The organism is Streptomyces sp. NBC_00209 (assembly GCF_045206345.1).
Classification (GTDB): domain Bacteria; phylum Actinomycetota; class Actinomycetes; order Streptomycetales; family Streptomycetaceae; genus Streptomyces.
This window is the reverse complement of sequence record NZ_CP108122.1, coordinates 22,795-36,324: the sequence shown is the minus strand read 5'-3', so window position 1 is coordinate 36,324 and position 13,530 is coordinate 22,795. Positions and strand designations below refer to the sequence as shown.

General features: G+C 73.7%; 13 protein-coding genes. 11 read left to right on the top strand and 2 right to left on the bottom strand.

Annotated elements, in window-relative coordinates; all coding sequences use genetic code 11:
* Positions 1-19 precede the first annotated feature (19 nt).
* The 4 genes from OG867_RS31900 to OG867_RS31885 all read left to right on the top strand — a co-directional run bounded on the left by OG867_RS31900 (position 20) and on the right by OG867_RS31885 (position 4,892).
* Entirely contained in the window at positions 20-1,201 is a 1,182-nt protein-coding gene (locus OG867_RS31900; protein WP_331720334.1) for an acyl-CoA dehydrogenase family protein, read from the top strand.
* A 147-nt stretch (positions 1,202-1,348) separates the two neighbouring features.
* Complete coding sequence (locus OG867_RS31895; protein ID WP_328904591.1) at positions 1,349-2,539, top strand: epoxide hydrolase family protein; 1,191 nt, start codon at positions 1,349-1,351, stop codon at positions 2,537-2,539.
* Positions 2,536-3,918: an FAD-binding monooxygenase gene (locus OG867_RS31890; protein WP_328904590.1), complete on the top strand. Its 1,383-nt coding sequence runs from the start codon at positions 2,536-2,538 to the stop codon at positions 3,916-3,918. Before OG867_RS31895 ends, OG867_RS31890 begins: the two co-directional genes overlap by 4 nt.
* A complete protein-coding gene (locus OG867_RS31885) occupies positions 3,915-4,892 on the top strand; it encodes an NADP-dependent oxidoreductase (RefSeq protein WP_331720333.1) in 978 nt (325 codons plus the stop codon). Before OG867_RS31890 ends, OG867_RS31885 begins: the two co-directional genes overlap by 4 nt.
* Here the strand turns inward: OG867_RS31885 and OG867_RS31880 are convergent.
* The gene (locus tag OG867_RS31880; protein ID WP_331720332.1) at positions 4,882-6,069 is read right to left on the bottom strand and encodes an acyl-CoA dehydrogenase family protein; all 1,188 of its coding nucleotides are present in this window, start codon (positions 6,067-6,069) and stop codon (positions 4,882-4,884) included. The two genes, OG867_RS31885 and OG867_RS31880, sit on opposite strands and share 11 nt — an antisense overlap.
* 242 nt (positions 6,070-6,311) lie before the next feature.
* Between OG867_RS31880 and OG867_RS31875 the strand changes: the two genes are divergently transcribed.
* The 7 genes from OG867_RS31875 to OG867_RS31845 all read left to right on the top strand — a co-directional run bounded on the left by OG867_RS31875 (position 6,312) and on the right by OG867_RS31845 (position 12,998).
* Positions 6,312-7,370: a carboxymuconolactone decarboxylase family protein gene (locus OG867_RS31875; protein WP_331720331.1), complete on the top strand. Its 1,059-nt coding sequence runs from the start codon at positions 6,312-6,314 to the stop codon at positions 7,368-7,370.
* 100 nt (positions 7,371-7,470) lie between these two features.
* Entirely contained in the window at positions 7,471-8,331 is an 861-nt protein-coding gene (locus tag OG867_RS31870) for a phytanoyl-CoA dioxygenase family protein (RefSeq protein WP_328904586.1), read from the top strand.
* Positions 8,328-9,680, top strand: a complete 1,353-nt coding sequence (locus OG867_RS31865; protein ID WP_328904585.1) for a hypothetical protein — start codon at positions 8,328-8,330, stop codon at positions 9,678-9,680. Before OG867_RS31870 ends, OG867_RS31865 begins: the two co-directional genes overlap by 4 nt.
* 89 nt (positions 9,681-9,769) lie before the next feature.
* Positions 9,770-10,732, top strand: a complete 963-nt coding sequence (locus OG867_RS31860) for an iron-containing redox enzyme family protein (RefSeq protein WP_331720330.1) — start codon at positions 9,770-9,772, stop codon at positions 10,730-10,732.
* A 40-nt stretch (positions 10,733-10,772) separates the two neighbouring features.
* On the top strand, positions 10,773-11,375 hold the full coding sequence (locus OG867_RS31855; RefSeq protein ID WP_331720329.1) for a pyridoxamine 5'-phosphate oxidase family protein: 603 nt from the start codon (positions 10,773-10,775) through the stop codon (positions 11,373-11,375).
* Between the two features lie 30 nt (positions 11,376-11,405).
* Positions 11,406-12,083 carry a cyclase family protein gene (locus tag OG867_RS31850; protein ID WP_328904582.1) on the top strand — a complete coding sequence of 226 codons (678 nt, stop codon included), beginning with the start codon at positions 11,406-11,408 and terminating at the stop codon, positions 12,081-12,083.
* 45 nt (positions 12,084-12,128) lie between these two features.
* Complete coding sequence (locus tag OG867_RS31845) at positions 12,129-12,998, top strand: TauD/TfdA family dioxygenase (protein WP_331720328.1); 870 nt, start codon at positions 12,129-12,131, stop codon at positions 12,996-12,998.
* 78 nt (positions 12,999-13,076) lie between these two features.
* Here the strand turns inward: OG867_RS31845 and OG867_RS31840 are convergent, their stop codons facing one another.
* Positions 13,077-13,475 carry a VOC family protein gene (locus OG867_RS31840; protein ID WP_328904580.1) on the bottom strand — a complete coding sequence of 133 codons (399 nt, stop codon included), beginning with the start codon at positions 13,473-13,475 and terminating at the stop codon, positions 13,077-13,079.
* Positions 13,476-13,530 lie beyond the last annotated feature (55 nt).

Sequence of the window (13,530 nt, the reverse complement as noted above, 5' to 3'; positions counted from 1 at the left end):
GAGACGAGAGGCACCACACATGACTGCGACAGCGCCTGTGGCCCATCCCCTCCAGGAGAACGTCAGCAAGGTCCTGCCGACGCTGCGCGAGCACGCGCGGTGGACCGACGACAACCGCAGGCTCCACGAGGCCACGCTCGACGCGCTCGCCGGGACCGGGGCGCTGCGGATGCGCGTCCCGGCGCGCTACTCCGGCGAGGAGACGGACTTCGCGACCCTCCAGAGCGTCATCGGCGAGATCGCGCGCGGCGACGGCGCGGCCGCCTGGAACACCGCCGTGTGGTCCATGTGCGCCTGGCTCGCCGGGCTCTTCCCCGACCAGGTCCAGGACGAGGTCTTCGCCGACCCGGACGTCCGCGTCTGCGGGGTGCTCAGCCCCTCCGCCCAGGCCCGCCCGGACGGCTCCGACATGATCATCGACGGCCGCTGGTCCTTCGTCAGCGGCGCCCCGCACAGCCAGTGGCAGGTCGTCCTCGCCATGGCCCCGGCCCCGGGCGGCGACGGCGTGTGGCCCGTCATGGCCCTCGTACCGACCGCCGAACTCCAGCTGGAGGACGACTGGTTCACCTCCGGCCTGCGCGGCACCGGGTCACTCACCACCATCGCCGACAACGTGCGGGTGCCGATGGAACGCGTGCTGCCCCTGCCCCTGGTCCTCCAGGGCCAGTACGCCACCGAGCTCAACCAGGCGTCCCCGGTCTGGAACGCGCCGATGATGGCCACCGGCTCCGCCTGCTTCGCCGGCGCCGCGGTCGGGCTGGCCCGCGCCGCCGTCGAGACCTTCCACGACCGGCTCCCCGGCCGGAAGATCACGTACACCGCCTACGACAGCCGGCGCGAGGCCCCGGTGACCCACCTCCACGTGGCGGAGGCCGCCTACCTGGCCGACGAGGCCGAGTTCCACGCCCGCCGCATCGCCGGCGACCTGGACCGCAAGGGCCTGGCCCGCGAGCCGTGGACGCTGCCGGAGCGGATCGCCGCCCGCGCCGCGCTCGGCCGCACGTTCCGTCAGGCGGCGGGCGCCGTCGAGGCCCTGGCCACGGCGAGCGGCGGCAGCGGCCTGTACAGCACGGACCCCATCCAGCGGATCCGCCGCGACGTCCAGGCGCTCAACCTGCACGCGCTGATGCACCCCGACACCAACGCCGAACTGTACGGACGCGTGCTCTGCGGCCTCGACCCCAACACCTCGTACCTCTAGGCCCTGTCTGGAGTTCCCCGCCTGCGCAGCGGCGCCCGCGCTCCGCGCGGACGACGGGGAACTCCCGACAGGTCCTAGGCCCTTTCCGGGGCGCGCCCCGCTCCACGCGACGGAACCCACCACAGCACCAGGAACCGGGAAGACCACATGCATCCGTACCGCACCGAGTTCCCCCCGTCCGCACTGGACGACCTGCGCAGGCGTCTGGCGGAGACCCGCTGGCCCGCCGAGATCCCCGGAGCCGGCTGGAGCCGCGGCGTCCCCGTGGGCTATCTGCGCGAGCTCACCCAGTACTGGCTGGACACGTTCGACTGGCGTGCCGTCGAGGAACGGCTCAACGCCCACCCGCAGCTGCGCACCGAGGTCGACGGCACCCCTGTCCACCTCCTGCACGTCCGCTCGCCCGAGCCGGACGCCACCCCGCTGCTCATCACCCACGGCTGGCCCGGGTCCGTCCTGGAATACCTGGACGTGATCGGCCCCCTCACCGACCCCCGGGCGCACGGCGGCGACCCGTCCCGCGCCTTCCACCTCGTCCTGCCGACCCTCCCCGGGCACGGCCTCTCCGGCCCGGCCGCCGAACCCGGCTGGGGCGTGCCCCGGATCGCCCAGGCATGGGCGGAGATCATGCGCCGGCTGGGCTACGACCGCTACCTCGTCCAGGGCGGCGACCTGGGCTCCTGGGTCAGCCTCGCCCTCGGCTCCCTCGACCCGGAGCACGTCGCCGGGGTGCACGTGAACTTCCTGGTGACCCCGCCGCCGGGCCCCGAGGCCGTCGCCGGGCTCGACGAGCGGGACCTGGGCCGCCTCGCCCGGCTCGGGGACTTCTTCGAGTACGGCTCCGGCTACATGAAGATCCAGGGGACCCGGCCGCAGACCCTGGCGTACTCCCTGGACGACTCCGCGGCCGGCCAGCTCGCCTGGATCGCCGAGAAGTACAAGGAGTGGTCCGGCTGCGCCGAGCGGCCCGAGGAGGTCATCGACCGGGACGACCTGCTCGCCAACTTCACCCTCACCTGGCTCACCGCGACCGGCGGCTCGTCCGCCCAGACCTACTACGAACTGGCCGACCAGCTGCCCGGCTCGCCCACCGCGACCGCCCCGCCGCCCATGACCGCGCCCCTCGGCGTGTCCGTCTACCCCGACGACCCGGCGCCGCCGGTCCGGGCGTTCGCCGAGCAGCAGTACCCGCACATCGTCCAGTGGCGCGAGCACCCCGGCGGCGGCCACTTCGCCCCGCTGGAGCAGCCCGCGCACTTCGTCGCCGACCTCCGCGACTTCGCCGCGGCCGTCGGCGCCCGGCAGCCCGTCACCGCAGGGGCGGGGGACCGCGCATGACGGCGGGAGCCACGGCCCCCGGCCGGCGCGCCGTCGTCCTCGGCGGCGGCATCGCCGGCCTGCTGGCCGCCCGGGTCCTCGCCGACTCCTACGACGACGTCCTGGTCGTGGACCGGGACGAGCTGGGAGACACCGCGGGGCCCCGGCGCGCCGCGCCCCAGGGGCACCACGTCCACGGACTGCTCGCCAGTGGCCACGAGGTCATCGAAGGGCTCTTCCCCGGGCTGACCGAGGAACTGCGCGCCGACGGCGTCCCCGTCGGCGACTTCGGGACCAGCCTCGGCTGGCACTTCGACGGCCGCATGATGCGCCGCACGACCACCGGACTCACCTGCATCTCGCCGTCCCGGCCCATGCTGGAACAGCGGCTGCGCCGCCGGGTCCGCGCCCTGGACGCCGTACGGTTCGCCGAGGCCACCGACATCACCGGCCTCATCGGCACCGCGGGGGGCCGGGTCACCGGGGTGCGCCTGCACGCCCGGCACGGGTCCGAGGGCGCGTACGAGGTCCCCGCCGACCTCACCGTCGACGCCACCGGCCGCGGCTCCCGCACCCCCGGCTGGCTGGCCGCGCTCGGCCTGCCCCAGGTGCGCGAGGACAAGGTCAGGATCGACCTCACCTACACCACCTGCGACTTCCGGGGCCCCCTGGACCCCGACCCCGTCGGCGACGGGGTCGCCGAGGTCTGCGTCGCCACCCCCGGCTCCCCCCGGGGCGCGACGCTGGCCCGGCTCGCGGACCGCTATTCGCTGTCGCTGTACGGGATCCACGGCGACCGCCCGCCGGCCGACCTCCCCGGCTTCCTCGCGTTCGCCGCGTCCCTCCCCGTACCGGCGATCCACGAGGCGGTGCGCGAGGCCACCCCGCTGGGCGACCCGGTCTCCTTCCACTACCCCGCCAGCGTCCGCCGCCGCTACGAATCCCTCGGCGCGTTCCCCCGGGGACTGCTCGTCCTCGGCGACGCGGTCTGCTCCTTCAACCCCATCTACGCCCAGGGGATGACGGTCGCCGCCCTCGGCGCGCGGGTGCTCGCCCGGCACACCGGCCGCGACCGGGACCCGGACCCGCGCGCCTACTTCCGCGACCTGGCACGCGTCAACGACGCCCCGTGGGCGCTGGCGGCCGGCGGCGACCTGGCCTTCCCCGGTACGCGGGGCAGGCGGAGCCTGCCCGTACGGCTGGTCAACGCCTATATGCCGAGGCTGCGCGCGGCGGCGGTCCACGACGAGGCCGTCACCGAGGCGTTCCTGCGCGTGGCAGGGCTGGTCGACCCGCCTCCCGCCGTGATGCGCCCCTCGGTGCTGCGCAGGGTGCTCTTCCCGCGCGGCCGGCGTGGGAGCGCGGACACGGCGGCGGACCGGGAACGGGCCCTGTCATGAGGACCGGCCGGCTCGTCCGCCTCGTCTCCCGCCCGGCCCAGCGCGTGCCGGACCCCGGGGACGTCGAACTGGTCGAGGTGGACGTCCAGGACCCCGCTCCCGGCGAGGTCCTGGTGCGTAACCTCTACATGTCCATCGACCCGGGCGCGCTGCTGCGGATGAGCGACCTGTCCGCCCTGGACATCCCCCACTTCGAGACCGGCGAGCCCCTGTGGAGCGACGCGGTCGGCGAGGTCGTGGAGTCGCGGTGCGAGGGCCTGGCGGCCGGGGACCTCGTGTGGCACCGGTACGGGTGGCGGGACTACGCGGTCGGCGAGGGCTGCCAGTTCCGCCGCCTGGACCCGGACGCGTACCCGTCGCTCTCCCACCACCTCAGCTTCGGGGTGGTCGCCTACATCGGCGTCGCACTCGCCCGCATCAGACCGGGCGACACCGTGCTGGTGTCCAGCGCCGCCGGCGGCGTCGGCTCCATCGCCGGGCAGATCGCCCGGCTGCGCGGAGCGGGCCGGGTGATCGGCTCGGTCGGCTCGCCCGACAAGGTCCGCTTCGCGGTCGAGACCCTCGGCTACGACGCCGCGTTCGACTACCACGACGGCATCGCCTCCCAGATCGGGGGCGAACTCGACGTCTACTTCGACAGCGTGGGCGGAGAGCACCTGGAAGCGGCCATCGACGCGCTGCGGCCGCGCGGCCGCATCGTGATGTGCGGGCAGACCGAACAGGTCAGGTCGGGCGTGCCGACCGGCCCGCGCAACATGCTCACGGTGGTCGGCAAACGCCTCAGCATCCAGGGCTTCTACACCTTCGACCACCCCGAGCTGATGCCCCGGTTCGAGGAGGAGTTCACCCGCTGGGTGCGCACCGGGCAGATCGTGGTGCCGGAGACCGTGGTCGACGGCCTGGAGAACGGCGTCGACGCGGCGGTCGGCCAGCTGACCGGCCGCTTCACCGGCAAGGTCGTCCTCAGATTCTGAACACCGTGGCCTCCGGCGCCTCGTCGGGCTCCTCCGCGACAGCGTGGTCGCGGCCGAGGAGCGACACGGCGAGGAGCCGGTGGCACAGTTCGTTGGACGGGCCCATCAGCGCCACCCCGCGGGCGTCCGCGAGGAGGCCCGCCACCGCGCTCTCCGACGCGTAGCCGGCCGAGCCCATGAGCCGGCCGGCCTCCAGACAGATGTCCTCCGCCGCCGTCGAGGCGAACAGCTTGCTGCGCAGCGTCGCCAGGTCCGGGCGGGGAGCGGTCCCCGCACCAGCCCGCTCCACCATGGCCCGGGCCGCCTCCAGACGGGTCGTCAGCTCGGCGAGCCGGTAGCGGAACGACTGCCGCCCCATCAGCCCGTGCCGGTGGGCGTACCCCGTCACCTCGTCCAGGGCCGCCTGCGCGATGCCCACCGCCACCGCGCCCAGGCCGGCGCCCGACCGGTGCGCGCCGGCCACGATCTCCTGCCCGGCGCCCACCGCGCCCAGCCGGTTCGCGTCCCGCACCCGGCAGTCCGTCAGGGACACCGTCCCCGTCGCGGAACCGCGCATCCCGGCGAGGTCCAGGCCCAGTTCCGCGACCAGGCCCTCCGTCCGCGCCGGGACGACGAAGAACGTCGGCCGCGGGCCCCCGCCCGGCGCCGGCTCCACGGCCGGACGGGCGTCGCGCACCTGCACCAGGTACACATCGGCCAGACACGCACCCGTGGTGAACGCCTTCGCCCCGTGCAGCACCCAGCCGCCCGACTCCTCGCGCACCGCCGTACTGCGCGGACCGCCCGACCCGGGCCGGCCGCCGCCCTCGCTCCAGGCGGACGCGGCCAGCCAGGTGCCGTCGGCCAGCCGGGGCAGCAGCTGCGCCTTCTGCGCGGCCGAGCCCCACTCACCGATCCGCGCCGCGACCGAGCAGTGCTGGAACGCGATGATGGCCAGCGACGGATTGACCACCGCCACCTCCTCCACCATCCGGTTCACGTCGGCCGCCCGGCCCCCCGCGCCGCCGTACGCCTCGGACACCGCCACGGCCAGCAGCCCCGACGCCCGCAGCTCGGCGACCGCCGCCCGGTCCGGCTCACCGCTGCGCGCCGACAGGGCCGCCGAGGTTCGGAGCCGGGTCCGCAGCACCGGCGTAAGGGACGGTCGCCGCCGCGCGACAACAGGCACAGGGGACATGGCGCCTCCTCGTTCTCCGCCTCGCCCGGCCGGGGCGAGGACACCCCCTCAGCGTTCAACCCCGCGCCCCGGCAGGCATCTTCGGGGTTGCCGGTCCACGCGGTCCCGGGCGAACCGGCAACCGCGGAGGTGCCCGCCCCGCCCGCCGGCTGACAGCCTGCGCCGACACCGCCGAAGCCGCCGGGCCGCGAGGCCACTTGGCGGCAACGGGCACGGCACGGTTCGCGGGAGGCGCGGAGAAGATGAGACAGATCGTGGGAGCGATGCTCCGGCACGCGTGCACACAGGTCCGGCACGTCACGGCCGTACGGCAGTCCGAGGCGCGCGGCGACGTCGCCGCCGTCTACACCCAGGCCGTGCGGGACTTCGGGGTGCTGGCGCCCCCGCTCGCCCTGCACTCGCCGTCCCCGCCCGCGCTGGCCGCCGCCTGGGCGATGCTCCGGGAGGGCCTGCTCGTGGACGGCGCGACCGACCGGGCCGCCCGGGAACGGGTCGCCGCGGCCGTGTCCCGGGCCAACGCCTGCCCGTACTGCGTGGACGTCCACCGGGCCACGTACGAGACCCTGGACGGCGCCGCCGACGAGGACCCCGAGCTGACCGCGTGGGCGCGCGCCGGGGCGGACCCGGGCGCCGGAACCCCGCCCTGGCCGGCCTCCTGGCAGCCGGCCCAGCGCGCCGAATTCCTCGCGGTGGCCGTCGTCTTCCACTACCTCAACCGCATGGTCACCCTCTTCCTCGCGGAGTCGCCCATGCCCGCCGCCGTCCCCGGCCCGGTGCGCGGTCCGATGATGCGCACGGTCGCCCGGGCCATGCGCCCCGCCGGTGCCGCGAGCCCCGCGCCCGGCCGGTCGCTCCCCCTGCTGCCCGCCGCCCCGCCCCCGGACGGCTTCTCCTGGGCCGAGGACGTGCCGGCGGCCGCCGACGCGTTCGGCCGGGCCGCCGCCGCGACGGACGCCGCCGTGCACTGGCTTCCCGAGCCGGTCCGCGCGCTGGTGACCGGGCGCCTCGACGCGGGGGACCACCCGCGGGGGCCGAGCCGTGCCTGGTTCTCCGACGCGGTGGCGGGCCTGCCGGCCGCCGACCGGCCCGCCGCCGCCCTCGCGCTGCTGGTGGCGTACGCCCCGTACCAGGTGACCGACCAGGACGTCGCCGCGTTCCGCGCCCGCCACCCCGGCGACCGGGCGCTCATCGAGCTCACCTCCTGGGCGGCGCTGCGCTCCGCGCTGGGCACCGGCCGCCGCCTCGGCCGCGAGCAGGAGGCGCGCACGGCACCCCGGGCGGACCGGGGCCGCCGAACGTGAGCAACCACGGAGATGCCCCCTCGGGCCCCACTGCGCAGAATCGGTGCCCGGAGCTCGCGCTGCCCGCAAGACCCGCACCGTACCGGGAGGTTCAGGACCCATGCCTGATGTAGCTCGTACCCTGACGGCCGGCCCCCTGGGGACCGAACTGCTGGACCAGTACCGGCGCGACGGGTACCTGATGCTGCCCCCGGGCTATCTGAACACCGACGTCCCCGGGGTGGTCGACACACTGCTGCCCCGGCTCCACGCCGACGACGGCCCGCGACGCGTCATGGAGCGGGACAACACCACCGTCCGCTCCGTCTACGGACTGCACCAGACCTACCCGGAGATCGCCGAGGTCACCCGGGCGCCGGAGCTGCTGGGCGCGGTCGAGCAGATCGTCGGCCACTCCGCGTACGTCCACCAGTCGAAGATCAACTTCAAGGCGCCGTTCTCCGGGGACCAGTGGGAATGGCACCAGGACTACATCTACTGGCTGCAGAACGACGGCATCCAGCGCCCCGACCTGGTCAACGTGGCGATCTTCCTGGACGAGGTCACCGAGTTCAACGGACCGCTCACCTTCGTCCCCGGCTCGCACCGCCGGGGCGTGCTCGCCGGCACCGAGTCCTCGGGCATGCCGGCCGGCTACGAGGACGCCCCGTCCTGGGTGGCCACGCTCACCGCCGAGGAGAAGTTCCAGGTCGGCCACGACACCGTCGGCGCCATGGTGCGCGAGCGCGGCATGGTCAGCCCCAAGGGCCCGGCCGGCTCCGTGCTCTTCTTCAGCCCGAACATCCTCCACACCTCCGCGCCGAACAGCTCACCGTTCCGCCGGGCGATGGTGATCTTCGTCTACAACAGCAGCGACAACGGACCGCAGGACGTCTCGAAGCCCCGCCCGCCGTTCCTCAGCGAGCCCACGGTGCGGGCCCTCACACCCATGCCCTACGCGACCGGGGAGACCCCGCAGTGACCAAGACCGTAGAACTCATCATCCCGAACGCCGCCGAGTACTTCCTGCGCGACCCCGACCTGAACCTCACCGGCGACGAGCGCGCCCGCGTGGTGCGGTTCAGCGGTACGTACGAGTGCGAGCACTCGGTGTTCTGGACCTCCGCCCCGCGCGTCCTCCTGCTCCCCGCCGGGGTGGACGAGCAGTGGTTCGCGGACGTGCACCACGCGCTGGGCGTGGAAGCACCCCCGTACATCTCCCCGGCCGTGACCACGGGCCTGCTGGTCGAGGACCTGCTCGCCGACGGGGCGGCGCAGCGCGCCCTGCGCGCCCGCCTGGAGGGCCACGACCTGGTCAGGATGCAGATGGTCGGCCCGACCCCCGAGACGTACCAGCTGGCCGCGATCATCCGCGGCTGGGGCCTGGACGTCGAGCTCGACTCCGTCGACACCGCCGACTACTGGGCGAGCCTCTACCTCGACTCGAAGGTCAGTGTTCTCGACCTGGCCCGCGAACTGCCCGACATCCACGTCGCCCCCGGCGTCGTCGTCAGCAACTGGGTCGAGCTGCGCGGCGCCCTCACCCGGCTGCTCACCCGCTACGACCGGGTCATCGCCCGTACCGCCTACGGCGTCGCCGGCGACGGCTCCGGCGTCGTCTCGGCCGGCACCGTCGAAAGCTTCCTGGACAACGCCGCGCGGGACTCCTTCTTCGCCTTCCCGATCCTGGTGCAGCAGTTCGTGGAGCACGCCCCGGGCGTCGGCTGCCCGGCCGTCGACATCCTGGTCGGCGAGGACGGCGTCGAGGACGTCGTCCTGTGCGCCCTCACCGTCGAGAACGGCTACCAGTTCCGCAGCGTGGACGTCGGCGACGGCGCGCTCCCGCAGAACTGGGGCGCCGAGGTCACCAAGGTCGCGCACGGTGTGGGCGCCGCCGCCCACGCGCTCGGCTACCGGGGCTGGATGTGCGCCGACTGCGTCGCCGGCGCGGACGGCACCCTGTACGTGACGGAGATCAACGCCCGGCGCAGCGGCTCCCTGCACGCCGGCGGCCTGCTCCGGCTGTGGAACGCCGAGCGCGACCTGACCCTCTCCGCCCACTTCATGATGACCGTGCCGCCGGGGCTCAGCTACCAGGAGCACATCCGCCCCGTCTTCCAGCGCCTCTGGGACCAGGGTGTCCGCGCCTACCCGACCAGCGTGCGCGGCATCCACTGGGACGAGCCGATGATCGCGGTCATCGCCGCCGCGCCCACCGCCGACGAGGCCCAGGCCATCGTCGCCGGCATCGCCGAGGACATCGCCGCGACGGCCGCCGCCCCGGTGGTCACGGCCGCCGAGGCCGCGGGCTGCCCGATGGCGGCGGTCTGAGCGACCAACGGCCCGTCGCCCCCCTCGGCGACGGGCCCGCCCCCCACCCGGAACAACTCGCACAGGCCGTCACGGCCAGGAGGTAAGCAGTGGCTGGAGCACTCCCGGGCAGCGTTCTGGAACGCCCCCGTCCCCACGGCAGCGCGATCTCCGCTGCCTTCCCGCAGGACGCGTCCGCGCCGGACCTGGCCGCGCGACTCCAACTGATGACCCGTCTGCACCGCCACTACGCGGCCTACCTGGGCGGCCCCGAGACCTTCGAGCAGATCCCGCGGCTCAACGCCTCGCAGCAGATCGGCCGCATCGAGAACGAGTGGCTGCGCTGGGAGGACGAGCAGGTCGACACCGCCCGGCTGCCCGAGTCCGCCGCCGAGTTCCGCGACTGGTTCGAGGCGGTCAGCGCCGCCCATGTGCAGCCCGAGTTCTGCCGGTACATCGAGAACGAGGCCAGGCTGGACGAGGTGGCGCTCTTCTTCCTCGCCGAGGAGCTGGTCGACAGCCGCTTCGACGACCTGGTCGCCCTGGTCCAGCTCGGTTCCGCCGGTGCCAGCAAGCTGGTCATGGCCGAGAACTACTGGGACGAGATGGGCGAGGGCGCGCTCGAACGGATGCACACCGTGCTCTTCGAGCACTCCGCCGTCTACATGCGCGACCGCCTGGCCGAGCGGAACATCGACACCTCCGAGCTGAACGGCACCGAGGTCTTCGAGAACGCCTGCCTGACCCTCATGTACGCGCTCCACCGCGGCCTGGTCCCGCGCGCCCTGGGCGCCCTCGGCCTGATGGAGCACAGCGCCCCGCCGCGCTTCCAGGCGATGGTCGACGCCTGCACCCGCCTCGGAGTGCCCGCCGACGTCATCACGTACCAGAGCATCCACGTCCACGTGGACGAGGGCCACGGCGCCGACTGGCTGGACCACGTCCTGTTGCCGCTCGTCCAGTCCTCGCCCGCCGCGCTCCGCGAGGTGTGCATGGGGGTGCTCACCCGGGAACGCGTCGCGAACGCCTACTACCGGCGCATCTGGCAGCAGATGAAGGACCTGCGCCGCTGACCGGCGGACCCCGATCCCCCCGATCACAGGGAGCGGCCCCATGGAGCCCGACGCCTTCTACCACGAGCAGAGCCGAGGACTTCAGCGCCGGTTCGGCACGTCCGGCCTGGCCGGACACCTCGCCGAGAAGTACGTCCTCGACCGCCTGGAGCCCGGGCACCAGGAGTGGATCGCCGCGGCCGACGAGGTGTTCGTGGCGACCGTCGGCCCCGACGGCCGGCCGGACTGCTCGTACAAGGGCGGGCTGCCCGGCTTCGTCCGGGTGCTCGACGCGCACACGCTGGACCTGCCGAGCTACGACGGGAACGGCATGTACCGCACGCTCGGCAACGCCGCGGCCGCCGCGCACGTCGCCCTCCTCTTCCTGCCCGCCGGCGTCCCCGCGAAGCTCCGCGTCGGCGGGCGGGCCCGGCTGCTCACCGACCCGGAGGCGGTCGCCGCGCACGAGGGCGCGGAGGCCGTCCTGCGGATCACGGTGGACCAGGTCTTCGAGAACTGCCCGAGATATCTGCACGACCGGGTCACGGGCGCCCCCTCGGCACACTGCCCCCGCCCCGGCCACCTGCCGCCCGAACCGGAGTGGAAGAAGAAACCGGAGTACGAGGGACTGCTGCCGGTGCGCGGCCCCGCCCACCCCGGCTGAAGCGTGGAACACCGACCGAGAGGAACCACCGTGGGGCACCCCGTCCGGACCAGGATCATCGATCTCTCCCACACCATCGAGCACGGCATGGACACCTACCCCGGCCTGCCCGGGCCGGAGTTGAGCGACCACCTCTCCCGCGAGGAGTCGCGCGGCAGGTACCCGGCCGGCACCGAGTTCCACATCGGTTCCATCACCATGGTCGCCAACACCGGGACCTATCTGGACACCCCCTTCCACCGCTACCCCGACGGCCCCGACCTGTCCGCGCTCGACCTGTCCCGGCTGGCGGACGTGGAGGGCGTCGTCATCGACGCCACGGGCATCGAGGGCCGGTCCGTCGGCCCCGAGCTCCTCGACGGCGTCGAGGTCACCGGCCGGGCGGTCCTGATCCGCACCGGCTGGGACCGCCACTGGCGCACCCCTCGGTACGCGGACGCCGGGCACCCCTTCCTCAGCGCGAGCGCGGTGGAACGGCTCGTCGCGCGGAAGCCGGCCGCGGTGGGCATCGACTCCGTGAACATCGACGACATGGCGGACCTGACGCGCCCCGCCCACACCGGACTCCTCGCGGCGGAGATCTGCGTCATCGAGCACCTGCGCGGCCTCGAAGACCTGCCGTCGGACGGATTCCGCTTCCACGCGGTACCGGCGCCCGTCGCGGGCCTGGGCAGCTTCCCCGTACGGGCGTACGCCGTCGTGGGCTGAGGCGCGCGGGACCACCCACACCACCCACCACAGTGAGGAGCCGCCATGCTCACCACCACCGCAGCGCCCTACCGGATCGAACGGGCCGGCCAGACCTTCGCCGCCACGGTCCACGGACTCGACCTGCGCGAGCCGCTGACCGAGGAGACCGTCGGCGCGCTGACCCGCGATCTCGCCGAGCACCGGGTGCTGGTGATCCCCGGTCAGCAGCTCAGCCATGCACAACACGTCGACGTCAGCCGCCGGTTCGGGCCGCTGGACGTCTACCCCGTCTCGAAGTACGTGGTCCCCGACCACCCCGAAGTGCTGACCATCAGCAACATCTTCAAGGACGGGCAGCCGATCGGCCTGTACGACGGCGACGAGCAGATCGAGTGGCACACCGACTACAGCTGGAAGGCGCGCACCAGCAGGGCGTCGCTGCTGTACTCCGTCGTCGCCTCGGAGACCGGCGGCGACACGCTGTTCGCCGACTCCACCGCCGCGTACGACGAACTCCCGGAGGCCGTCAAGCAGCGGATCGCCGGGCTCCAGGGCGTGCACTCGATGCACCACCTGGTGGAGACCGAGCGGCTGACGAACCCGCACAAGGCGCCGCTGACCGCCGAGGAACGCGAGCGGATGCCCGACATGGCGCACCCCCTCGTCCGGGAGCACCCCGAGACCGGGCGCCGGTCGCTGCTCCTCGGCAGCATGATCATCAGCGGGATCGTCGGTCTGGGCCGGGCCGAGAGCGACGCGCTGCTGCGCGAGCTGCACGACCACGCGACGGCCGACCGCTATGTGTACCGCCACCAGTGGCGTGAGGGCGACGTGGTGATGTGGGACAACGAGGCCACCATGCACACCCGTACGCCCTGCGACCGGCTCGTCAGCCCGCGCCTGCTGTACCGCACCACCGTCCTCTGGGACTGACCGGACACGACTGACCGGACACGACGGAGCGGGGCGCGGCCACCCGGTGGCCGCGCCCCGCTCGTGTGTCGCTTCCGGTTACGCGTCCGGCAGGACCTGGGCGACCTCCCAGACGTTGCCGGACGGGTCGGCGAAGGCGGCGGTACGGCGGCCCCAGGGGCGGTCGACCGGACCATTGAGCAGGGTCACCCCGTGCTCCACGAGCTCGGCGCACACCGCGTCGGCGTCCTCGACCTCGATGGTGAGCAGCAGCCGGGCGCCCGCCTCCGGGGCGGCGACCGGGCGCGGCTCGACCAGCGTCGGGGCGTTGTCGGTCACCAGCAGGTTGATCATCGTGTTGCTGAGCTTGACCACCGCGGAGTCCTCGTTCTCGAAGACCACCTCAAGGCCGAAGACGTCCTGGTAGAACCGCTTCGCCGCGACCACGTCCTCGACGAAGAGCGTGATGACCTCAAGCCGGTCGAGTCCCTTGATCATTTCTTACTCCGTATTCCGTGCGGCATCATCCGGGTCAGCCGACCGTAGCGTCCGG